Source organism: Subtercola sp. YIM 133946 (assembly GCF_036553535.1).
Taxonomy (GTDB): Bacteria; Actinomycetota; Actinomycetes; order Actinomycetales; family Microbacteriaceae; genus Subtercola.
Genome location: NZ_JAZHPE010000023.1, coordinates 172,336 through 193,582 on the forward strand (window position 1 = coordinate 172,336; position 21,247 = coordinate 193,582).

Genomic DNA, 21,247 nt, shown 5'->3' on the forward strand with positions numbered 1-21,247 from the left:
CCCGCACCCGCCCCGGGTCAGCGGTACCCCGACGGCACCGGCGCCTCGCCGTTGACGAAGAACCGGCCGAGCTCGTCGCGCTTGTAGGCGACCGGGTCGTGCAGGCTGAGCGTGCGCACGTTGCGCCAGAACCGGTCGAGCGCGAACTGCGTGGCCGTCGACCGCGCGCCGGTGAGTTCGAAGAGCCCGCTGCTCACGGTCAGTGCCACCTCGGTCGACGTCACCTTCGCGCTCGCGATGATCTCGGCGACGGATGCCCGTTGCGCCGCCGTGGCGTCGTCGCCGAGTGCGTACAGCCACTCCAGGGCGCCCACCGCCCGCTCGACGAGCGCCGACACCGCCTGCACCGAGGCCACGTACTCGCCGTAGGTGTTCAGAATGAACGGCTCGTCGCGGCCGCGCTGCACGGTGGAGTGCAGTGCCGGGCGCGTGTGCTCACGGGTGTAGGCGGCCGCCTCGTCGAGCGCACCCTCGGCGATCGCGAGGTGCAGAATGGCGAAGGTCAGCTGAAAGTGCAGCACGCCGACCGACTGGCGGGGGGTCTGGCCGAGCGAGACATCGCCGAACCGCTTCAGCACCTCGGCACCGGTGATGGTGAGCTGGTCGAGGGTGATCGACATGCTGGCCGAGAGGCGCTGGCCCAGAACATCCCATTCGCCGGTGAACGACACGGCGGGCGACGCGGGGTCGACCGTCACGACCACCATCTCGTTGGTCTGCGCGTCGATGGTGATCGAGAAGAGGCGGTCGGCGACGGGCGCTCCCGTGGCGAAGCCGCTGTCGCCGTGCACGAGGTGCCCGTCGCCCCGGGAGCTGATCGTCGGATACCCCACCGCCCGGTTGCTGCCGGGGCTCGCCCACAGCCACCGGTTCGCGGCCGTGTCGCGCAGGGCCCGGCGCGACTGCGGCGTCTCGAAGGTCTGGATGTACCGCAGCCACACATAGTGGTAACCCAGAATGTGCGCGATCGAGGCGTCGCTGCGGCCGATCAGCCGCACCAGTTCGCTCGTCACCCGCCACGGCAGCCCGCCGCCGCCGAACTCGCTCGGGATGCCCGCCTCGAGCAGCCCCGCACCGCGCAGCAGCTCGACCTCGGCCCGTGGCAGCTCGTTGGCACGATCGCGCTCGACGACGTCGGCGCGCAACCGCTCGGCCACACCCCGCGCCACATCGAACCAGTGCAGGTACTCGGCCGGCTCGACGGCGCTCGGATCGGGCAGCAGGTCGAGCGTGCTCACTTCTTCACCCCGACGACCCAGCCGTAAGCGGGCGCCGAGCCGTTCAGCAGGTGGTCGCCCACGTCGCGGGTCTTGTAGATTCCGGGGTTGTGCACCGAGATGGTTCTGGCGTTGCGCCAGTGCCTGTCGAGGGTCTTCGCGGCGTCGACGGATGACGCACCGCCCACCTCGAACAGCCGGGTCGAGGCGGCCAGCACGGTGTCGACCACCGTGCCGTGCGCCCGTGACACCGTGATCTCGAGCTCGTCGAACAGGGCGGCGTCGGCGAGGCCGTCGGCGTCGCGAGCCCCGTTCGCTCTGTCGAACTGCGCGGCGGCGGCCTGCACCACCGAGTCGGCGGCGAACGAGGCGCCCGAGAGCTGGCCGATCACCTGCTGCACCAGGGGGTCTTCGCGAGCCGTCGCGCCGCTGCCGTGGCTGAAGACCCTGCTGCGGCGCCGTACGAACTCGATGCCGTCGCGCACCACGGCCCGGCCGATTCCGGCCAGCGAGGCGAGCAGAACGGTCTGGTAGAACGCGATCATGTAGTTCGGCGCGCGGTCGGCGTACCAGAAGATGTCGTCGGGGTTCACCGGCACCCTCTCGAGCACCGTGGTGCCTGAGCCGGTCATCCGCTGGCCGAACCCGGCCCAGTCGTCGACCAGGTCGACGCCGGCGTCACGAGCCGAGACGAGCGCGAAGGCCCGTTCGCCGCGGTCGTCGGCGACACCGACGGCGATGTAGTCGGCGAAGATGGCACCGGTGCTGTAGTGCTTGGTACCGGAGATGAACCAGCCGTTCTCGTCGTCGCCCGAGACGGTCGTCGCCGTGGCACCGAGCGCCCCCGACCCGATCTCGGTGACGGCGTTGCCGATGATGGCGCCGTCGACCACAGCGCGGAGCCACCGGTCGCGCACGGGCGAGTCGAGGTCGTTCAGGCGTTCTTCCACCATGCCGAAGTGCGCCCGCAGCAGCTGCGGCAGGTTCGAGTCGGCCTCACCGAGCTCGATGAGCAGCTCGAAGAACTGTGACGCGGATGCTCCGCTGCCCCCGTCGGCGACCGGAATGCGTACGGCTCCGAACCCGGCCTCACGCAGCCACGCGACGGGCTCGTGGGGCAGCACCCGGCCGCGCTCGCGCTCGACGGCCGTGTCGGCGATGCGGGCGAACACCGGGCGGAACCGGGCGGCAAGTGTGGCGTAGTCGACCACGTCGCTGTTCGGGCGCCCGACCGATCGCGGTTCTGCGGCAGAAGCGGTGGTGGCGGCGGCGGTGGCGGTGGCGGCGGCGGTCGCGGCGGCGCTCGCGGTCGCGGCGGCGTTCGTGGGTTCGGTCTGCGTCTGGGTCATGCGTTCACTCCGAAGGCGCCGCGGTAGCGTGCGGCGGGGTGGCGGTCGTTCAGGTGGTCGGTGCCGAACAGCTTCTGGCGCAGGGTGCCGGGCGCGTACTCGGTCTGGGCGAGCCCACGGGCCTGCAGCACCGGCAGCACCTCGTCGATGAACTCTTCGTACGAGCTCGGGATGCGCCAGTTGGTGATGTTGATGCCGTCGACGCCGGCGGCCTGCCACACCTCGAGCTGGTCGGCGATCTGCTCGGGCGTGCCCACCACGCGGGCCCGGCGCGACAGGATGGCGCCGAGGTCGGCCACCGTGGGCTCGTGGTCGGTCACGCTGCGGCGCAGCCACTCGAGAATGCCCTGGCTGGCGTTCGTCTTGATGTCGATGAGCCGGGTCTCGGGCGGGTACGGCGTGCCGTCGGGCTTGGTGCCGAAGTTCATGTGCGTGAGGTAGCCGTCGAGGCTCGCGTACTCGTCGAGCTCGGCCTCCTTCGCCCGGGCCTCCTCCTCGGTGCGGCCGATCACGAACGACAGCCCCTGGAAGAACTTGATGTCGTCGGGCTGGCGCCCGGCCTCGACCGCCAGCGCGCGGGTCTCGGCGATGCCCTCGGCGGCGACCTCGGGGGTGGGGGCTGCGATGAACACGGCCTCCGCGTTGGCGGCGGCGAACGCCTTGCCTGCCCCGGATGCGCCGGCCTGGTAGAGCACCGGTGTGCGCTGCGGCGACGGCGAGGGCAGGTGCGGGCCCTCGACCCGGTAGCGCTTGCCCACATGGTTGATCTTGTGGATCTTCGCGGCGTCGGCGAAGACTCCCGTCTCGCGGTCGCGAACGAGGGCGCCGTCATCCCACGAGCCCTCCCACAGCTTGTAGGTGACATCGACGTACTCGCCGGCCCATTCGTAGCGTTCGTCGTGCTCGGTGAGTCTGTCGTGGCCGAAGTTGCGGGCCGCGTTCTCCATGGTGCCGGTCACGATGTTCCACGCGATGCGGCCCTTCGAGATGTGGTCGAGGGTCGACACCTGCCGGGCGAAGTTGAATGGATGCTCCTGCAGAACACCGCTCGTGAACGCGAGGCCGAGATGCTCGGTGTTGACCGCCAGCGCCGAGAGCAGCACCGAGGGGTCGTTGCTCGGAATCTGCAGTCCTTCTCGCGCATTCAGAACATAGGTGCTGTCGGCCGGGCCGTAGAGTCCCACCACGTCGGCGAAGAAGACGGCGTCGAACCTGCCGCGCTCGAGGGTCTTGACGAGGTCGACCCACACGTCGACGTCGTTGAAGTCGGCCTGGCGGGCATCCGGGTGCCGCCACTGGCCGTGCTGGATGTGCGAGCCGGTGTTCATGACGAACGCGTTGAAGTGCAGGGGGGTGGGCATTTCTGTGTCTTTCTGTTCTCTGCTGATTGAGTTTTTGCTGATCGAGTAGCGTCGCGCAGCGCCGCGTATCGAGATCTGGGTCGTGCGGGTTTCGATACGCGGCTGCGCCGCTACTCAACCGGCGAGAGGCGCGGAGCCGCGTCGAGCAGCCGGCGGGTGTAGTCGTGCTGCGGGTCGGTGAAGATCTGCTCGCTCGTGCCGGTCTCGACGATGCGGCCCTCGCTCATCACGGCGACGGTGTCGCTGACGTGCTGCACCACACCGAGGTCGTGCGAGATGAAGAGGTAGCTCAGCTGCAGCACGCGCTGCAGCTCGTCGAGCATGTCGAGCACCTGCGCCTGAACCGACACATCGAGCGCCGAGACGGGTTCGTCGCAGACGATCACCTCGGGGTCGGGGGCGAGCGCGCGGGCGATGGCCACCCGCTGGCGCTGGCCGCCCGAGAGGTGCAGCGGCCGGCGGTCGGCCACATGCGAGGGCAGCCCGACGGCGTCGAGCAGCTCGGCGACGCCGGCAGACTGCGAGCCACCCCGCCAGGCCTGCCCGAAGGTGAGCGCGTCGGTGAGCAGCTCGCGCACCGTCCAGCGGGGGTCGAACGAGCCCAGTGGGTCTTGGTAGATCGCGCCGATACGGCGGCGGTTGGGGCGGCGCTGCTTCTCGGCGAGCTCGCTCCACGGTTCGCCGAGAAGCCGGATGCTGCCGGCCTCGGGTGCCACCACACCGAGCGCCAGGCGCGCGGTGGTCGTCTTGCCCGAACCCGACTCGCCGACCAGCCCGAGCGTGGTGCCGTGCTCGAGTGCGAACGACACGTCGTCGACCACGAGCCGCCTGCTGCCGTCGGGATTCCTGTAGTGCTTGACGAGGTTCGAGGCCTCGAGCACCACACCGCCGGCGAACGGCGGCCGGGCATCCGTCTCAGCGCCCACGACGGCCCGCAGCTGGCGCTCTGACAACCGGATGGGCGTGGCCGACAGGGTCGTGCCCCGGGGCCGGCCGGTCGGCACCGCGCGGATCAGCTGCTTCGTGTACTCGTGGGCCGGTGCGTGCAGAATCCGCTCGGCCGGGCCCTCTTCGACGATCCGGCCGTCGTTCATCACCGCGATGCGGTCGGCGATGCGGTTCACCACGGCGAGATCGTGGCTGATCAGCAGCACGGCGGTGCCGTCGTTCTTGAGGCGTTCGAGCAGCTTCAGAATCTGCTCCTGCACCGTCGCGTCGAGGGCCGTGGTCGGTTCGTCGGCGATGAGCAGCGGCGGGTTAAGCGCGATGGCAGACGCGATGAGGGCGCGCTGGCGCAGTCCGCCCGAGAGCTCGCCCGAGCGCTGCCTCGCCCGGTGCTCGGGCTGCGGAACGCCGACCTCGTCGAGCAGCTCGAGCACGCGGGCGCGCCGCTGTGCCGCGGTGGAGTTCGAGTGCAGCCGCAGGGCATCCGCTATCTCGCGGCCGACCGGCCGAAGCGGGTCGAGCGAGACCAGAGCGTCTTGCAGCACGAAGCCCACGTCGGCGCCGCGCAGGCGCCGCAGCCTCGACGGTGACAGGTCGAGAACGTTCGAGCCGTTGACGGCGAGCCGGTCGGCGCTGGTCACGGCGCGTTCGCCGGCGAGGCCGATGATGCTGCGGGCGGTGACGCTCTTGCCCGATCCCGATTCGCCGACGAGCGCGAGGCACTGACCGGCCTCGAGCGTGAACGAGACGTCGTGCACGACCTCGGTGGTCTGGCCGCCGGTGCGGAAGCCGACCGACAGGTTCTGCACGTCGAGGAGGGGGGTGCTGGCGGGGTTCGTCATCAGAGCTCACGGTTTCTGCGTTGGATGCTGTGGCCGAGTACCGTCGCGGCGGCTGCACTCAGCACCACGAAGATTCCCGGAAAGAAGGTCAGCCACCACGCGTTGGTCATGTAGGTGCGCCCGGCCGAGAGCATCGCGCCCCATTCGGCGGCGGGCGGCACGGCGCCGAGCCCCAGAAAGCTGAGGGCCGACGCCCAGACGATGGCCTGGCCGATTCCGAGGGTGGCGAGGGCGAGCAGCGGCCAGGCCACGTTCGGCAGAATGTTGCGGCCGAACACGGCGCGTCGCGAGCGGCCGAGGATCGTGGCGGCTTCGACGTAGCCCGACCGTCGCGTGGAGATGATCTGGGTGCGGATGATGCGGGCGTAGCCGGGCGCGGTGGCGAGCCCGACGGCGATGGTCGACGTGACCACGCCGACCCCGAAGATCGTGATGAAGAGCAGCGCGAGCAGCAGGCCGGGAAACGCGAAGAGCACTTCGAGCAGCCGGTTGACCGCGAAGTCGACCGGCCGACTGCCGAGCCCCGCGATCGCGCCCAGGATGAGCGCCAGCCCCAGCCCGATGATCGTGGCGAACACCCCGATGAGCAGCGAGGAGCGTGCCCCGTAGATCACCCGGGTGTAGACGTCTCGGCCCGATTCGTCGGTGCCGAACCAGTGCAGGAGCGACGGCGCGCGGAATGCGTCGGAGGGCTGGATGGCCAGCGGGTCGTAGAACGTCAGCAGCTGCGGCGCCACCGCCGCGACGAGCAGAAAGAGCAGCACGATGCCGGAGACGAGCTCGGCAGGGCGAAGGCGCATCCGCCGCCGCGACACCCGGTGGGTGCGTTCAGCGGTGCTCTGTTCGACGGTGGCTGGATCAGCGGTGAGGGTCATGGGTTTCGCAATCTCGGGTCGGCGATGCGGTCGGCCAGATCGGTGAGGAGGGTGACGACGATGTAGACGAGCGCGACCACCATCACGACGCCGATCACCACGGGGATGTCGCGGATGAGCACGGCGTTCAGCAGCGATCGGCCGAGCCCGGGGCGGGCGAAGACGGTCTCGACGACCACCGCGCCGCTGATCAGCGAGCCGAACGCCCAGCCCGAGAGGCTGATGCCCGGCAACGCTGCGTGGCGCAGGGCGTGCTTCAGGGTGACCCCGGTCTCGCTCTCGCCACGGGCCCGCGCCGACAGGGTGAACGGCGCGTCGAGTGCGTTGAGCAGCGATTCGCGCATCACCTGGCCCAGAAAGCCGGCCAGCGGTATCGCCAGCGTCAGCACCGGCAGAACGAGCCCGGGGATGCCGGGCGCGCTCACGGGAGGCAGCCAGTGCAGCCCGATGCTGAAGATCAGGATGAAGATGGTGGCGAGCCAGAAGTTCGGCACCGCCGCCGACACGATCTCGAGCCCGGTGGCGATGGCCCGCGAGACACGGCCGCCCCTCGTCGCCCAGACGGCCAGGCCGATGGCGATGAGCCAGGCGACCGCCAGCGAGACGGCGGCCAGGATGAGCGTGTTGCCCGCCCCCTCGAGGATGACCGTGGTGACGGGCGCCTTGAGCGCGTACGACGTGCCGAAGTCGCCCCGTGCGAGGCGCCCGATCTCGTTCAGGTACTGCACGAACAGCGGCTGGTTGAAGCCGTACTGTTCGCGCACCTGCGCCAGCGCCTCGGGCGTCGCACGGGAGCCGGGCCCGCCGAGGATGGCCTCGGCCGGGTCGCCCGGAATCAGCCGGATGGAGAAGAAGGTCAGCGTGGCGACCGCCCAGAGCACGAAGACCGCGCCGGCGAGACGGGTCGCCACCCAGCGCCAGGCGGTCAACGGCCGCCTGGCGCTGGGCAGTGCGACGACAGCTGTCATCGGTTCAGCCAGGTGTCGTAGAACGTCGGCATGCTCAGCGACGGCAGGAACCGAAAGCCCTCGACGTCTGACCGCAGGCCGAGGCGGGTCTGCTGGTCGTAGATCGGCAGCGTGTAGTACCCGTCGACGATGATCTGCTGAGCCTGCTTGTACAGGTCGGCGCGGGTGACGTCGTCGGTCGTGGCCGCCGCCTGCTCGACCAGCGAGTCGAACGTCGGGTCGGCCAGGTGCGTGTTGTTCGAGTGGTACGCGCCGACGGTCGCGGCGTTGTTGCCTGCCGAGTCGTAGGTGATACGCAGCACGTCGGCCGAGTTCTTGGTGTAGTAGATGCCGATGGCGTCGTAGTCCCAGTTGTAGTTCTGGGTCCACCAGGCGGCCGTGTCTTTCGGCTGCAGCTGTACGTCGAAGCCGACCGTCTTCGCGGTGGCCTGGATCTGCTCGTAGACCGCCTGGGCGAGCGGCACGGTCGCCGCGATCGGAATCACGACCGTGAGCGGCGTGCCGTCTTTGGTGCGGATGCCGTCGGAGTTCTTCGTCGTCCAGCCGGCTTCGTCGAGCAGTTGGTTGGCCTTGTCGGGGTCGTACGAGTAGTTCGCGTTGTCGACGCTGTACCGGGTCGACGAGCTCAGCACCGACTTTGCGCGCTCGACGGTGCCGAGGTACACGCTCTGCAGGGCGGAGTCGACGTCGGCCGAGTCGATGAACGCTTCGCGAACCTTCTCGTCGTTGAACGGGGCACGCCCCGAGTTCAGTTCGATGGCCACCGGGTCGCCGGGTCGCGAGGCGATCTGCACCGCGAGCGACGGGTCGCTCTGCGCCGCAACGGCATTCTCGGGCTGCAGCGTGTCGATCACATCGACCTGGCCGCTCTGCAGGGCGGCGAACCGGGCCGTGGCGTCGGGAATGAACTTCCAGACGATCGTGTCGAGGTACGCGGCACCCGTGTGCGCGGCACCGGGTGGGGGAGTGGTGTAGTCGGGGTTCTTCACGAGGGTCACCGAGTCTTGCTTCACCCAGCTCTGCACCGTGAACGGCCCGGTGCCCACCGGGCTGAGGCAGTTGTCGGCCAGGGGCCGGGCCAGCGCGGTGGGCGACTCGATGGGCAGCCACACCTGCGAGAGCGACTCGAGCAGCGCCGAGTCGGGCTGCGACAGGTTGATGCGCGCGGTGGTCGGGTCGATCACGTCGACCCCGGTGACCTTCGCCAGCGCGAGCCGGCCGGTGGTCGACTGGGTGGCCGGGTCGAGCACCCGCTCGATGTTGACCTTGACCGCGTTGGCATCCAGCGGCGTGCCGTCGGAGAACGTGACATTGTCGGCCACGACGATGTCGACGCTCAGGCCGTCGGGGGCGACGGTGTAGCTCTTCGCGAGCCACGGGTCGATGTTGCCGTCGGCGTCTTGGTAGAAGAGTTCTTCGAGGTACTGGCTCGCCAGGAGCGCCTGGGGAACGTTGCCACGGTTCTGCGGGTCGAGGCAGGGCGGCTCGTCGTCACCGGTCGCGTAGGTGAGCGTGCCGCCCGGCTTCGGGGTGGCGCTGGCTGAGGCGCTGCCCGACGGATCAGACGCGCACGCCGACAGCAGCAGCAGAGCGCTGACGGCGACGGCGGCGATGGGCAGAGACTTTCGTGCCATGGTTTCGACTCCTGAAACGGTGGTTCGGGTGATTGTGACCGGCAGAGGCTGTGCTGGCCCCGGCGGCGCCCAGAACGGGCTGACGAAACCGACCATAGCCACGGCGTCGAGCCGCGCCTCGGCCTGTTACAGAACTTCGCATGTGTGAAGTAACAGACCGAGACACGAGGTAACAAAGGCACGCGATTCGGCCGTTGACCGGCCACTTTCTCTGCCGGCGCGAAACCTGGGGTCACATTCGTGGCTGGTCGGCCGGGTCGAGGGCACAATCAGACCCACACCGCGAGGGCCACGGAGGGAGGGCGACGAGCGAATGACCGAAGACGATGCGCGCCCCGGCCCGCTCACGGCCGGAGACCCTGGTTTCGTGAGCATGCAGGTCATCCAGGCGCTGCTCGCAGGCGTCGATCTGGCCGAGATGCAGACGCCCGCGATCATCGACCTGACCCGGGCCCGCGTCGAGGTCGACGGAGACATCACGCCCCTCGGCCTGGCCGAACTGCGCCTCATCGCCGCTCTGGCCAGGGCCGGTGGCAGCCCGGTCGGCCGGGCACTCCTGGCCCGCGAGATCGTCGAGCGTGGCCGGGCGAGCGAACGAACGGTGGATGCCGTGGTCGGCCGCCTGCGCATCAAACTCGGCCCCTACGCCACCGCCCTGCACGCCCACTACGGCTCGGGCTACTCGCTGCGCCCGCCGCCCGACCTCGTGGTGCGCGACTTCGGTTCAGCGCACGATGTCGTACTCGGCGGGATCGAAGCGGTGCACGGCACGGCGGAAGGCCGAGGCCCGGTGCGGCCAGATCGTGGTGTTGCGCCCCCCTGAGTCGAGGTAGTAGCTCGAGCATCCACCGGTCGACCACACCGACCTGCGCAGCGTCGACTGCACGCTGCGGTTGTACCTCTCCTGCGCGTTCGGCGTGGGCTCGACTGACCGGGCGCCGAGCTCGGCCATGCCGGCGAGCGCCTGCAGAACGTAGTCGATCTGCGCCTCGATGATGTAGACGATGCTGTTGTGGCCGAGCACCGTGTTCGGGCCGACCAGCAGGAAGAGGTTCGGAAAGTCGGCGACGGTCGTGCCGCGCAGGGCGCTCATGTGCGGCTCCCACGTCGCCCGCAGCGTCTCGCCGTACCGGCCCACGATCAGGTCGGCGACCGGCGGGTGGGTGGCGTTGAAGCCGGTCGCGGCCACGAGAATGTCGAACGGGCGCTCGACCCCGTCGGCGGTCACCACGTTCGCGCCCGTGACGTGGTCGATCGGCGCGGTGACGAGGTCGACGTTGGGGTGGCTCAGGGCGCTGTAGTAGTCGGAGGAGATCAGGATGCGCTTGCAGCCGATGCGGAAGTCGGGGGTCAGGGCATCCCGAAGCCCGGGGTCGGCCACCTGCGAGTGCAGGTAGCGGGTGGCGAAGGCCTGGAACGCCGATCCGATCGTGCGGCTGCGGAAGCCGGCGAACCGTGTCTCTGCCTCGGCGAAGATGAGCCGTCGCGACGCCGCCTGCACGATCGGCGCCCGGCGGAACACCCGCCGCCTGAGCGTCGACGTGGGGTGATCGTTGCGCGGAATGATCCAGGGTGCCGACCGCTGGAAGACGGTCACCTGGGCGGCGACCTTCTGCAGTTCGGGCACGAACTGGATGGCCGAGGCGCCGGTGCCGATGACGGCGATGCGCTGGCCGGCCAGCTCGACACCGTGGTTCCAGTGCGCCGAATGGAAGGCGGGCCCGGTGAAGGTGTGCAGGCCCGGGATGCCCGGCCACACGGGGTCGATGAGCGGGCCGGCGCCCGACACCAGCACGTCGGCGGTGAACGTCTCGCGCGTCGTCTGGATGCGCCAGTGCGACTGCCGATCGACCCACTCGGCGCGCAGCATCTCGCAGTGCAACTGCACGCGGTCGCCGAGCTCGTAGACGGCCGCGACCCTGCGCAGATAGTCGAGAATCTCGGGCTGTCGGCCGTAGCTGTGCTCCCAGTCGGGGTTCGGTGCGAACGAGAACGAGTACAGGTCGCTGCGGATGTCACAGGCCGCGCCCGGGTAGGTGTTGTCTCGCCAGGTGCCGCCGACTTCGCCCGCACGCTCGAGCACGCAGAAGTCGTCGATGCCCGCCCGTACGAGCTGGCAGGCCATGCCGATACCGGCGAATCCGGCGCCGATGATCGCGACGCGAACGTGTCTCACCGGCTGCCTCCCTTCACCCTGTGCAGATCAGTGTGAAGCCCGCGCTCGCGCGAAACAAGGGACCTGAGTGCACTATCGCGCCGCCGTGCACTGGTGTAGATCTGGAGGGTGACGGCATTCGAGGGCGATTTCTACGGTTTCCACGCAGAGCTGACCGACCGGGAGGCCGAATCGGTCGCCGAGATCAGACAGTTCTTCGAGACCGAGGTGCGGCCGATCGCCACCGACTACTGGAACCGCGCCGAGTTTCCGCACCAGCTGGTGCCGGGCATCGCCGCCCTCGGCCTGTTCGGACCGGAATGGGAGGAGACGCGGCGGTTCGCCTCGAGCGCGGTCTACCAGGGCTGGTGCACCCTCGAAATGGCCCGGGTCGACGCCAGCGTCTGCGGTTTCACGGCGGTGCAGAGCGGGCTCGCGATGGGCTCGATCGGCGTGGGCGGGTCAGCCGCACAGCGCGCCGAGTGGCTGCCGCGCATGGCGAGCGGCGAGGTCATCGGGGCGTTCGGCCTCACCGAGCCGCTGTCGGGCTCCGACACTGCGCGGGGCCTGCAGACCTCGGCCACCCGGCAGGGCGACACCTGGGTGCTGAACGGGGCGAAGCGCTGGATCGGTAACGGCACCATCGCCGACGTCGTCATCGTGTGGGCGCGCGACACCGCCGACGGCCAGGTGAAGGGATTCATCGTGCCCACGACGACACCGGGGTTCAGCGCCACGAAGATCGAGGGCAAGCTCAGTTTCAGGCTCATTCAGAACGCCGACATCGTTCTCGACGAGGTGGTGGTCGCCGACGAGCTGCGGCTGCCGAACATCCGTTCGTTCAGCGACACCGCGACCGTGCTGCGCCTGACGCGGGCCGGCGTCGGCTGGCTCGCTGTGGGCAACGCGATCGGCGCGTACGAGGCGGCGCTGGCCTACACGCGCGAGCGCAGACAGTTCGGTGCGCCCATCGGCGGCCACCAGCTCGTGCAAGACCTGCTGGTCAAGTGCCTCGCGAACATCACGGCGAGCCTGGCGATGTGCGTGCAGGTGTCACGGATGCTCGACGCCGGCATCCAGCGCGACGAACACTCCGCTCTCGCCAAGGCCTTCGTCTCGAGCCGCGCGCGCGAGACCGTCGCGTGGGCACGTGAGGCGATGGGAGGCAACGGCATCGTGCTCGACTACGGTGTGGCGAAGCCGTTCGCCGACGCCGAGGCCATCTACTCGTTCGAGGGCACGCGCGAGATGAACACGCTCATCGTGGGGCGGGCCATCACGGGGGTCGCCGCCTTCGTCTGACCGCCCGCCGGGTCAGACCGCCGCGGGCCGGTAGGAGTAGAACCCCTCGCCCGTCGCGACGCCCAGCTTGCCCTTGTCGATGTAGCGCTCCTTGAGCAGGGCCGCGAACTTCTGCGACTTCGCGTCGGGGCCGGCCGCGGCGATGTTGTACGCGGTGGTGAGCCCGACGACATCGAAGATCTGGAACGGCCCGGCCGGTGCTCCGGTGGCGATGCGCCACGTCGTGTCGACGGTAGCGGGGTCGGCGATGCCGTCGACGAGCAGCCCCGAGGCGGCGTTCAGCAGCGGCACGAGCAGTGAGTTCAGCACGTAGCCGGCCTTCTCCTTCTTCAGCTCGATGGGTACCATTCCGCTGCCCTCGGCGAACGCGACCACCTCGGCGTAGACCGCGGGGTCGGTGTCTGCGGTGCCCATGATCTCGGCGGTGTTGTACCGCCAGACCTGGTTCGCGTAGTGCAGCGCCAGAAAGCGGTCGGGTCGGCCGGTGAACTGCTTCAGGTCGCTCGGCAGCAGTGTCGAGGAGTTGGTGGCGAAGATGGTCTTGGCGGGAGCGAGGGCGGCGAGCTTCGTGTAGACATCACGCTTGAGGTCGAGCAGCTCGGGCACCGCCTCGATGACGAGGTCGGCGTCGGCGACGGCGGCGGCGAGGTCGGCGGTCAGGGTGAGCCCGGCCAGTGCGGCATCCGCTCTGCCTGCCCGGGCGCCGGCCACATCGTCGTGCTTGTAGGTCTCGGCCAGGCCGGCGAAGCGTGCCCGTGCCTTCTCGAGCACGTCGTCAGAGACGTCGTAGGCCGTCACGGCGTACCCGTGGAACGCGGCCTGGTAGGCGATCTGCGAACCGAGAACTCCTGTTCCCAGAACGGTGACGGTGCGAATGGCTGGCATGGCGGTACTCCTAGCGGTGGGGTTCGGTTGGGGGATGGTCGGCTGGGGGATGGTCGGTGGCGGGATGGTCGGTGGCGTAGATGCTGCGCAGCCACACCGTCGTGAGAACGTCGAGCACTCGGTCGACGTCGATGGCGGGCGAGTCGCCGCTGAATGCGGCCGAGAGGGTGCGCTCGTTCATGAGGTTCAGGGCCACAGCGAGGTCGTGGGCGTCGACGCCGCCGGGTGCCGCGCCCCTGGCGCGTTCGGCGGCGATCGCCTCGGCCGCGTAGCTGACCCAGGTCTGCATCGATGCCGACCAGAGAGCGTCGATCTCGGCGTTGCGCAGGCGTGCCGTGACGGCGGCCGCCGACACCGCGCGGTGTTCGGCGAACACCTCGACGAAGACGCCGAGCGACCGGCGCCAGGTCTCGGCCGGTTCGGTGTCGAAGCTGCGCGGCAACCCGGCGACGCGGGCCTGCACCTCGCCGATGACCCGGTCGAGCAGCGCCAGCAGCACCTCGTCTTTCGAGCCGAAGTAGAAGTAGAAACTGGGGCGCGAGATGCCGGCGCCGGTCGCGAGGTCTTCGATCGAGATGTCGTCGAGCGTGCGCTCGGCCAGCAGCCGTTCGGCCGTCGCGAGAAGCGCGTCTTGCCGGTCGTCGCCGGAGAGGCGGGATGCTCTGCGCCCACGGTGAGCCATGACCACACTCTACCCACTGTGTCGACACGGTGTTGATTCCGTCGACACCGTGTCTATAGTGAAGCTATGACAGAGCACGTCGATGTGTTGATCGTGGGTGCCGGGCTGAGCGGAGTCGGCGCGGCGAGCCACCTGCGCCACGAGCGCCCGGGCGACACCTTCCTCATTCTCGAGGCCCGTGGGGCGGTGGGCGGCACCTGGGATCTCTTCCGCTACCCCGGTGTGCGCTCCGACTCCGACATGTACACGTTGGGCTACTCGTTTCGGCCGTGGCAGAACGCCAAGGCCATCGCCGACGGCGACTCGATACGCGACTACATCACCGACACCGTCGCCGACGAGGGGCTCGAGCCGCATCTGCGACTGAACCACCGGGTCGAGAGCGCGGCGTGGTCGAGCGAGACCGCCCGCTGGACCGTCACGGCCCGGCGTGCCGGGGGAGAGACCGCGACGTTCACCTGCCGGTTCCTCTCGGTGTGCTCGGGCTACTACCGCTACGACGAGGGGTACACGCCGGTCATCGAGGGCGCTGAGGCCTTCGCGGGGCAGATCGTGCATCCGCAGCACTGGCCGGCCGACCTCGACCACACAGGCAGGCGAGTGGTCATCGTGGGCAGCGGCGCCACCGCGGTCACCCTCGTGCCGTCGCTGGCCCAGACCGCAGCGCACGTCACGATGCTGCAGCGCTCGCCGACCTACATCGCGGCCGTGCCGTCGCGCGACCACCTCGCCGACCGGGTGCGCGGTGTGCTGCCCGATCGGCTGGCCTACGCGGTCGTGCGGGCGAAGAACATCGGCTACTCGATGCTCACCTACCAGCTCGCCCGCCGGCGGCCCGAGACCATGAAGGCGATTCTGCGCCGGTCGGCGGTGGCGAAACTGCCCGCGGAATTCGCGGTCGACACGCACCTCGCCCCGACCTACGAGCCCTGGGACCAGCGGCTCTGCGCGATTCCCGACGGCGACCTGTACCGGGCGGTCAGCGCAGGCACGGCCGAGATCGTCACCGATCGCATCGACGAGATCACGTCTAGGGGCATCCGGCTCGTCTCGGGGCGCACGCTCGACGCCGACGTGATCGTGATGGCCACCGGGCTGAACCTGCTGGTCATGGGCGGTATGACCCTGACCGTCGACGGCCGGCCGGTCGACGTCTCGCACACCCTCACCTACAAGGGCATGATGCTGGCCGGGGTGCCGAACTTCTCGCTGACCATCGGCTACACGAATGCGTCGTGGACCCTGAAGGCCGACCTCGTCGCCCGCTACGTGTGCCGGCTGCTCGGGTACCTCGAGCGGCACCACTACGACTCCGTGGTGCCGGTCGCCCCCGCCTCGGTCATGACGGGCCCGCTCGTCTCGCTGATCGACCTGCAGGCGGGCTACATCGCGCGAAGCGCCGATCTGCTGCCGCGCCAGGGGCCCCGGGCGCCGTGGAGGCTGCACCAGAACTACCTGCGCGATTTCAGGCTGCTGCGCGCGGGCCGGCTCACCGACGACGTGCGGTTCGCCCGGGCCGGCGTGCCGCCGCAGCCCGATGCGCTTGCGCTGCCGGATGCGGTTGCTCTGCCGGATGCGCTCGCGCTGCCCGATGCGCTCGCTCTGCCGGGCACGGCGATGGTCACCGTCGACGGCACGCGCCTGCGGTACCGAGCCACGGGCGTGGGAGACCCGGTGCTCATGCTGCACGGCATCGGGCAGAGCCTCGACGACTTCACCGAACAGCACGACAGGCTCTCGGCGACACACACCGTCTACAGCCTCGACCTGCCGGGGTTCGCATACTCCGACCGCAGGCCGGGTGTGGCGACGCTCGAGACCCTTGCAGGGGTGCTGCCCGGTTTTCTCGACGCGATGGGAGTCACCGCGCCACTGCCGGTGGTCGGCAACTCGCTCGGCGGCGCCGTGGCGATGACGTTCGCGGTCGCGCATCCTGAGCGGGTGTCGTCGCTGACCCTCGTCGACAGCGCGGGCTTCGGCCGAGAGGTGACGATTGCGCTGCGGCTGCTGGCGCTTCGGCCGCTGGCGCCGGTGCTGATGCGGCCGAACATGGGCGTCTCTGCTCGCACGGTGCGGGCGCTGTTCTACGACGCAACCCTCGCCACCGATGAGCGTATCGCGCAGTCGTTCGCGCTCTCGCGCCGCCGCACGCACGCCGCGACCACGCTCGACCTGGCGCGCGAACTCGGCACGTTCCGCGGGGTGCGGCCGCAGTGGCGCGGGGCGCTGCTGGCGAAGCTGCGGCGGCTGCGCATCCCGACGCTGGTGGTGTGGGGCGACCACGACCACATTCTGCCGTTCAGCCACCTCGCGGCGGCTCGCCACGCGCTGCCGGATGCCCGTACCCACGTGTTCGCGAACACCGGGCACATGCCGCAGATCGAACGTCCCGACGAGTTCGCAGAGGTGCTCGAGCGGTTTCTCGCCGAGACCGCGGCCGCGGACGGTGTCGACGCCACCGCTTCCCAGACGGGTGCCGTGGTCGGGCGCGACTGAGCGCGGCGGGCGCGGCGGGGCGGGCGCGTCGTACACACGGCGGGTCGACCTTCTGCCGAGGGTTTCGCGCGTGAGCCCGGCTGGGTACGGTGGGCACGTCGCCACTCGCCCGGGAGGTTGTGAGATGCCCCACGCCGTCGTCCATTTCGAGATCATCGGACCCGACCCAGACGCCCTGCGGCGCTTCTATGCCGCTCTCTTCGGGTGGGATGCCCCCGCCGGTGCCCCCGTCGCCCCCGAGGTCTCCGACACTGCCTCGTATTCGTTCATCGATCCGCCGGCCGAGGCGACCGCCATTCCGGGCGGCATCGGCGGAGGTGCCGGCCGCACGCCGCGCGCGACGTTCTACGTGGGGGTGCCCGACGTCGAGGCAGCCCTTGCCGATGCCGTGCGGTTCGGCGGCAGCCGCGTTCTGGGCCCGGCGCGCAACGACAAGGGTGGTGTGGTCGTGGGCCACTTCACCGACCCCGCCGGCAACCTGATCGGCGTCGCGGGCCCGGCCTGACGCGCGAGACCACCTGCCACGCGCTGCCCGGCGATCGAGCCTGGGCGGCGGCGTATCGCTGGCGTGAGGTGCGTGCCTGCATGTGGTGATGCCCTCCAGGCATGTGAGATGCGTCCTTCGCATGGGGATACGTCCCAGGCATGCGCGTAATGTCCCAGGTAAGGGCACGTGGGATGCGTCCCCTCAGGCGTGCGTGAGGTGCGTCCGGGCAGGTGAGATGCTGCCCAGGCATATGGGGTGCGCCCTTCACATGTGGGATACATCCCAGGCGTGTGCGTTGCGTTTCAGGCATGACGGTAGTCCAGTGGTGCGGAATGGCTGTCAGAACGGTGGGGACGCTTCTACCAGGGCCAGCGCCCGCGCATCGGCAGGCGGGATGGCGGCCAGCGGCTGGGTGCACGAGTCGCCGACTTGTCGGGCGGCAGCTTCGGCAGATTCGGGCGCCGGGTGGGCGGTGAAGTGTGGAGCGGGGCGGGCGATCGGGGTCGGGGCGACGGTGTAGGCGAAGCCGGCGGGGGAAGTCCAGGTGATGGTGGCGTCGGGGTGCTGCTCGACCATCCACTCGGTGTGGTGTTTGACTTTGTGGTGGCTCGAGCAGAGCGGGCTGAGGTTGCCGAAGCGGGTTTCGCCGCCCTCCTCCCACGGGTCGGTGTGATCGAGGTCGGCGCGTGACGATGGCGCGCAGTCGGTCGGGAAGGTGCACTCGGCGTGCGTCAGCCGAATGAGGTCGTCGAGGTCGGCCGGGGGGCGGTAGCGCTCGCGACCGTAGGTGAGGGCGCATCCGGTGATCGGGTCAGTGAGCACGCGCAGAAATCCGGGAGCATCGCGCGTCAGCTCGAGGGCGGTGAGCCGATCGATCGGTCCGTAGCCCTCAAGGTGGGCGGAACCGGGGTCGGTGGTAAGCGCGGTCGTGCGGTCGAGGTGGGTGGGGCCGGTGTCGGTGGGATGCGTGGTTGCGCGGGGGTGCCTGGCCGTATGGGGATGGGGGTGGCCGTCGGGGCGGGTTGTGCCGGAGGTGCCGGGGGTGCTCGGGCGGGTGAGCAGGGCGAGGGCGGGCACGGTGAGATGCACCCGCGGGCGGATGCCGTGGGTGGCGCTCGGGATGCTCGTCTCGCCGTTGAGCATCAGGTCGGTGAGGGCGTCGGCGCGCAGGTGAGTGAGGGTGCGCGGGTCGCCCGCCGTTCGCAGGGAGCGGGCGAGGTCTGAGGCGCGGTTGTAGGTGGCGACCGCTTCGACCGCGGGCAGGTAGTGCGTCAGGAATGCCATACCGTCTGCTGCGGCCTCGAGACGGATGCGCCGTTCGGCGGCCGCCCTCAGGTGGCGGGCGACCGCAGTGGTCGGCTGGGCCAGCTCGACAGCGGCACGGGCCTCTCTGTCGAGGCGCTGGGCGCAGACACGCTGAGCGACGGGCAGCAGAGCCTGCTCGAACTCGGGGTGCCGCTCAACCGGCACCTGCTCGGCATGCTTCACGATCTTCTCGGCGTGGCGGTACGAGATGCGCCCGTCGTGAAGCGCATCGCGCGTGTCGGCGAAGACGCCGAGCAGGGCCTGGCTCGTGTCGATCAGGCGCCGGGCATCCGTTTCGCTGTAGCGGAGCGCGACGGCGAGTTCGGTGACCAGAACGCGTTCGATGACGACGGTGTTCGACCACTTCGGCCCGCCCGTCGACCGGTCGGCCTGCCCGCCGGAGTACAAGGCCAGCGCGGCGTGTCGTGCCTCGTCGACCGCAGCCGCGCGTCGGGCCTGCAGGGCGGCGATCTCACGGTCGTCGGCCACGACGGCGTCGACTGCACGCGCAAATGCTTCGCGAAGCATGATCGCACTAGTGAGGGTTGCTCGAATCATGACACTACTCAATCATGACCCTCTGACATTGGGGCGCCCGCGTCGTCACCGCCCCTGCGGAGGGAGCGTCGGCGCCGGGCGCACCGTCAGCACCTGCTCGGCCCGGCCGACCGGGCCGGCCACGTCGTGCAGCACCGAGCTGGTGAGCCCGAGTCCGAGCGGCCCGAAGGTGACGGTGGTGTCGAGCCCCACCCAGGCGCCGGTCGGTTGCCGGTAGAGATGGATGGTCAGGTCGAGGTTGGGGAACAGCCAGCTGCCGGGCGTCTGCCGCACCGCGATGCCGTTGGCGGTGTCGACGAGCGCGATGAACGACGCGTGCGGGCTGGCCTGCTCGCCCGCGACGAGCTGCAGGCCGGAGCCGAGCCAGGCCGTCGTGCGACCCGGCCGCGGGGGCGTGACCGGGCGCACGTCGAGCGACGCGACGTAGCCGCCCGACCACGTCTCGTGAATCGGCCACGATCTGAGCGGGTGGGGAGCTGGCAGGGGTTCGGGCTCGCCGCCGGCGACCGAGGCGGTATCGACGGGGGAGATGAACCACGCCCGCGCCGTGGCGGCCGTGCGGCCCCCGATGCTGACGGATGCTTCGACGAGCTCGATGGTGCGCCCGGGCCGCACGGTCTGCACCTGAACCGTGCACTCGTCGGCGGCGAGAAAACCGAGGATGTCGAAGCTGATGCGGCCGAGCTGCTTGTCGGGCGCCGCCGACGTCGGGGCGGATGCCGATGCCGGCGCCGACGCGGCGCTCTCGGCGCGATGCAGGTCGATCGCGTGCACGAGCAGGCCGCCGAGGGGGCTGAAGTGAATCTCCGCGTCGTTCCACGCCCCGCCGGCGTGCGTCGTCGGCCGGTAGCGGTCGGCGGCGACCCGTTCGAAATAGGCGGTCATCAGGCTCCGACCGGCGGGGCGACGACCTTCTCGAAGCAGAGCGAGAACGGAATCGCCTCGACGTACGGCTCGTAGATGGGTATCGGTGTGTAGCCGATCTTCTCGTAGAGGCGCACAGCCTCGGGCTGGCGGTCTCCGGTCTGCAGAATCAGGCGCCGCGCGCCACCCTGCGCGGCCAGCCGCTGAACCTCCGCCATGATCGCTGTGGCCACCCCGCGACCGCGCGCGGCATCGGCCACGATCACGCGCTTCACCTCCCACTCGCCCGCGAGCATCCGCAGCGCTGCGTGGCCGAGGGGGGCGCCGTCGACGTCGAGGGCGAGCACTACGGCCACGATGTCGGCGGGATCGACGGCGAGAGCTGCGTCGACGCGGGCCTGCGTCTCGGGGTCGCCGCCCGGCATGCGGTTGGCGTAGCGGCGGTGCATCTCGTCGTCCATCAGGTCGCGCATGGCGACGGCCCGGGGGTCGAACCAGTCGACGGATTCGAGGGTGACGGGTGCGGGTTGAACGTCGGTCATGAGACAACGCTACCCGCGCGAACGACCGACCCGGCCCGCGCGAACATCGACCCGGCCGGCGCGGACGACCGACCCGGCCCCGCCCGAACACAGACCCCGCCGGCGCGAACCGCCGGCCGAATGTGCTTAGGGTTGAGGGGTGAGCGAGAACGAGATCAGGCCCCGCAACCGGGCGAGCCTCGAAGTTCTGCGCGCCGAGGCCCGTCAAGAGCTCGACACCGTGGTGCACGACCGCCTGCTGGGCGGTGAAGACCCGTGGGCGTTCATGGAGGAGCTGCCGAGTGTCGACGAGCTCGTGGTGTACCTGCTGCGCAAAGACGCCATCGATGCCAATGGGGGCCTGCGGGCATCCTCGGCCCGGGAGTACCGCGTGCTGCGGCAGATCGCCCTGGCGTACCCCGAGCTCACCCAGACGGTGTGGCGGATGCTCGGCGAGCACGGCTGGGCACCGAGTGGCCAGACCACCAGCCGCTGATCGCGCTGTTCGGGTGCCGCGGGCGCCACCCGCTGATAACCGCCAGCCGCTGATCGCACTGCCCAAATGCTGCAGGCGCCAGCCACCTAGAACACCGCCCCGGGTGCCGAAAGGCCCCGACCACGTAACAGTTCGAAAAGTTGTGGGGCCGCGCAATACAGCTGTAACAATCGGGTTGCATACTGGTAGAGCAACGTAAGCCGTTGCGGGCCCACCGGGCCACAAAATCTCGGTGGTGTGTTGAGACACGATGGTGTTTGCACTCAGCTCGCGGTTCGCTCGTCAGCTTCGCTGCATCTGCCGTC

The 21,247-nt window shown here is 69.9% G+C and carries 18 protein-coding genes; 5 read left to right on the forward strand and 13 right to left on the reverse strand.

Translation table 11 applies throughout. The features are described from left to right. Positions 1-17 precede the first annotated feature (17 nt). From V3W46_RS09120 to V3W46_RS09150, 7 genes are all read right to left on the reverse strand, one after another. On the reverse strand, positions 18-1,238 hold the full coding sequence (locus tag V3W46_RS09120; RefSeq protein WP_331782782.1) for an acyl-CoA dehydrogenase family protein: 1,221 nt from the start codon (positions 1,236-1,238) through the stop codon (positions 18-20). Further along, positions 1,235-2,566: an acyl-CoA dehydrogenase family protein gene (locus tag V3W46_RS09125; RefSeq protein WP_331782783.1), complete on the reverse strand. Its 1,332-nt coding sequence runs from the start codon at positions 2,564-2,566 to the stop codon at positions 1,235-1,237. Before V3W46_RS09125 ends, V3W46_RS09120 begins: the two co-directional genes overlap by 4 nt. Continuing rightward, complete coding sequence (locus V3W46_RS09130; RefSeq protein WP_331782784.1) at positions 2,563-3,927, reverse strand: NtaA/DmoA family FMN-dependent monooxygenase; 1,365 nt, start codon at positions 3,925-3,927, stop codon at positions 2,563-2,565. The genes V3W46_RS09125 and V3W46_RS09130 overlap by 4 nt, the downstream gene beginning before the upstream one ends. 110 nt (positions 3,928-4,037) lie before the next feature. After that, the gene (locus tag V3W46_RS09135; RefSeq protein WP_331782785.1) at positions 4,038-5,714 is read right to left on the reverse strand and encodes an ABC transporter ATP-binding protein; all 1,677 of its coding nucleotides are present in this window, start codon (positions 5,712-5,714) and stop codon (positions 4,038-4,040) included. Beyond that, a complete protein-coding gene (locus tag V3W46_RS09140; RefSeq protein WP_443069961.1) occupies positions 5,714-6,589 on the reverse strand; it encodes an ABC transporter permease in 876 nt (291 codons plus the stop codon). The genes V3W46_RS09135 and V3W46_RS09140 overlap by 1 nt, the downstream gene beginning before the upstream one ends. Further along, on the reverse strand, positions 6,586-7,557 hold the full coding sequence (locus V3W46_RS09145; RefSeq protein ID WP_331782786.1) for an ABC transporter permease: 972 nt from the start codon (positions 7,555-7,557) through the stop codon (positions 6,586-6,588). Before V3W46_RS09145 ends, V3W46_RS09140 begins: the two co-directional genes overlap by 4 nt. After that, positions 7,554-9,191 (reverse strand): ABC transporter substrate-binding protein, encoded by a 1,638-nt coding sequence (locus V3W46_RS09150; protein WP_331782787.1) that lies wholly within the window; start codon positions 9,189-9,191, stop codon positions 7,554-7,556. Before V3W46_RS09150 ends, V3W46_RS09145 begins: the two co-directional genes overlap by 4 nt. Before the next feature lie 313 nt (positions 9,192-9,504). Here V3W46_RS09150 and V3W46_RS09155 point away from each other — a divergent pair, with 313 nt between their 5' ends. Beyond that, positions 9,505-10,014, forward strand: coding sequence for a winged helix-turn-helix domain-containing protein (locus V3W46_RS09155; protein ID WP_331782788.1), 510 nt, complete (start codon positions 9,505-9,507; stop codon positions 10,012-10,014). Here V3W46_RS09155 and V3W46_RS09160 read toward each other — a convergent pair. After that, the gene (locus V3W46_RS09160) at positions 9,916-11,367 is read right to left on the reverse strand and encodes a flavin-containing monooxygenase (RefSeq protein ID WP_331782789.1); all 1,452 of its coding nucleotides are present in this window, start codon (positions 11,365-11,367) and stop codon (positions 9,916-9,918) included. The genes V3W46_RS09155 and V3W46_RS09160 overlap by 99 nt on opposite strands. A gap of 108 nt (positions 11,368-11,475) precedes the next feature. On the opposite strand from V3W46_RS09160, the gene V3W46_RS09165 reads away from it, so the two are divergent. Then, positions 11,476-12,648 carry an acyl-CoA dehydrogenase family protein gene (locus V3W46_RS09165; RefSeq protein ID WP_331782790.1) on the forward strand — a complete coding sequence of 391 codons (1,173 nt, stop codon included), beginning with the start codon at positions 11,476-11,478 and terminating at the stop codon, positions 12,646-12,648. Positions 12,649-12,660: 12 nt separating this feature from the next. On the opposite strand, the gene V3W46_RS09170 is transcribed toward V3W46_RS09165, so the two are convergent. Then, a complete protein-coding gene (locus V3W46_RS09170; protein ID WP_331782791.1) occupies positions 12,661-13,533 on the reverse strand; it encodes a 3-hydroxyacyl-CoA dehydrogenase in 873 nt (290 codons plus the stop codon). A gap of 10 nt (positions 13,534-13,543) precedes the next feature. Then, entirely contained in the window at positions 13,544-14,215 is a 672-nt protein-coding gene (locus V3W46_RS09175) for a TetR/AcrR family transcriptional regulator (RefSeq protein WP_331782792.1), read from the reverse strand. A 66-nt stretch (positions 14,216-14,281) separates the two neighbouring features. Here V3W46_RS09175 and V3W46_RS09180 point away from each other — a divergent pair, with 66 nt between their 5' ends. Next, positions 14,282-16,711 (forward strand): alpha/beta fold hydrolase, encoded by a 2,430-nt coding sequence (locus V3W46_RS09180; RefSeq protein ID WP_331782793.1) that lies wholly within the window; start codon positions 14,282-14,284, stop codon positions 16,709-16,711. Between the two features lie 124 nt (positions 16,712-16,835). Further along, complete coding sequence (locus V3W46_RS09185) at positions 16,836-17,216, forward strand: VOC family protein (protein ID WP_331782794.1); 381 nt, start codon at positions 16,836-16,838, stop codon at positions 17,214-17,216. Between the two features lie 321 nt (positions 17,217-17,537). On the opposite strand, the gene V3W46_RS09190 is transcribed toward V3W46_RS09185, so the two are convergent. The 3 genes from V3W46_RS09190 to V3W46_RS09200 are packed head-to-tail and all read right to left on the reverse strand — an operon-like array spanning position 17,538 to position 20,467. Continuing rightward, entirely contained in the window at positions 17,538-19,061 is a 1,524-nt protein-coding gene (locus tag V3W46_RS09190; protein ID WP_331782795.1) for an HNH endonuclease signature motif containing protein, read from the reverse strand. Positions 19,062-19,106: 45 nt separating this feature from the next. Then, positions 19,107-19,946, reverse strand: a complete 840-nt coding sequence (locus V3W46_RS09195; protein ID WP_331782796.1) for a thioesterase family protein — start codon at positions 19,944-19,946, stop codon at positions 19,107-19,109. Next, a complete protein-coding gene (locus V3W46_RS09200) occupies positions 19,946-20,467 on the reverse strand; it encodes a GNAT family N-acetyltransferase (RefSeq protein WP_331782797.1) in 522 nt (173 codons plus the stop codon). Before V3W46_RS09200 ends, V3W46_RS09195 begins: the two co-directional genes overlap by 1 nt. A 139-nt stretch (positions 20,468-20,606) precedes the next feature. Between V3W46_RS09200 and V3W46_RS09205 the strand changes: the two genes are divergently transcribed. Beyond that, the gene (locus tag V3W46_RS09205; protein ID WP_331782798.1) at positions 20,607-20,942 is read left to right on the forward strand and encodes a tryptophan synthase subunit alpha; all 336 of its coding nucleotides are present in this window, start codon (positions 20,607-20,609) and stop codon (positions 20,940-20,942) included. The last annotated feature ends 305 nt before the right edge of the window (positions 20,943-21,247 follow it).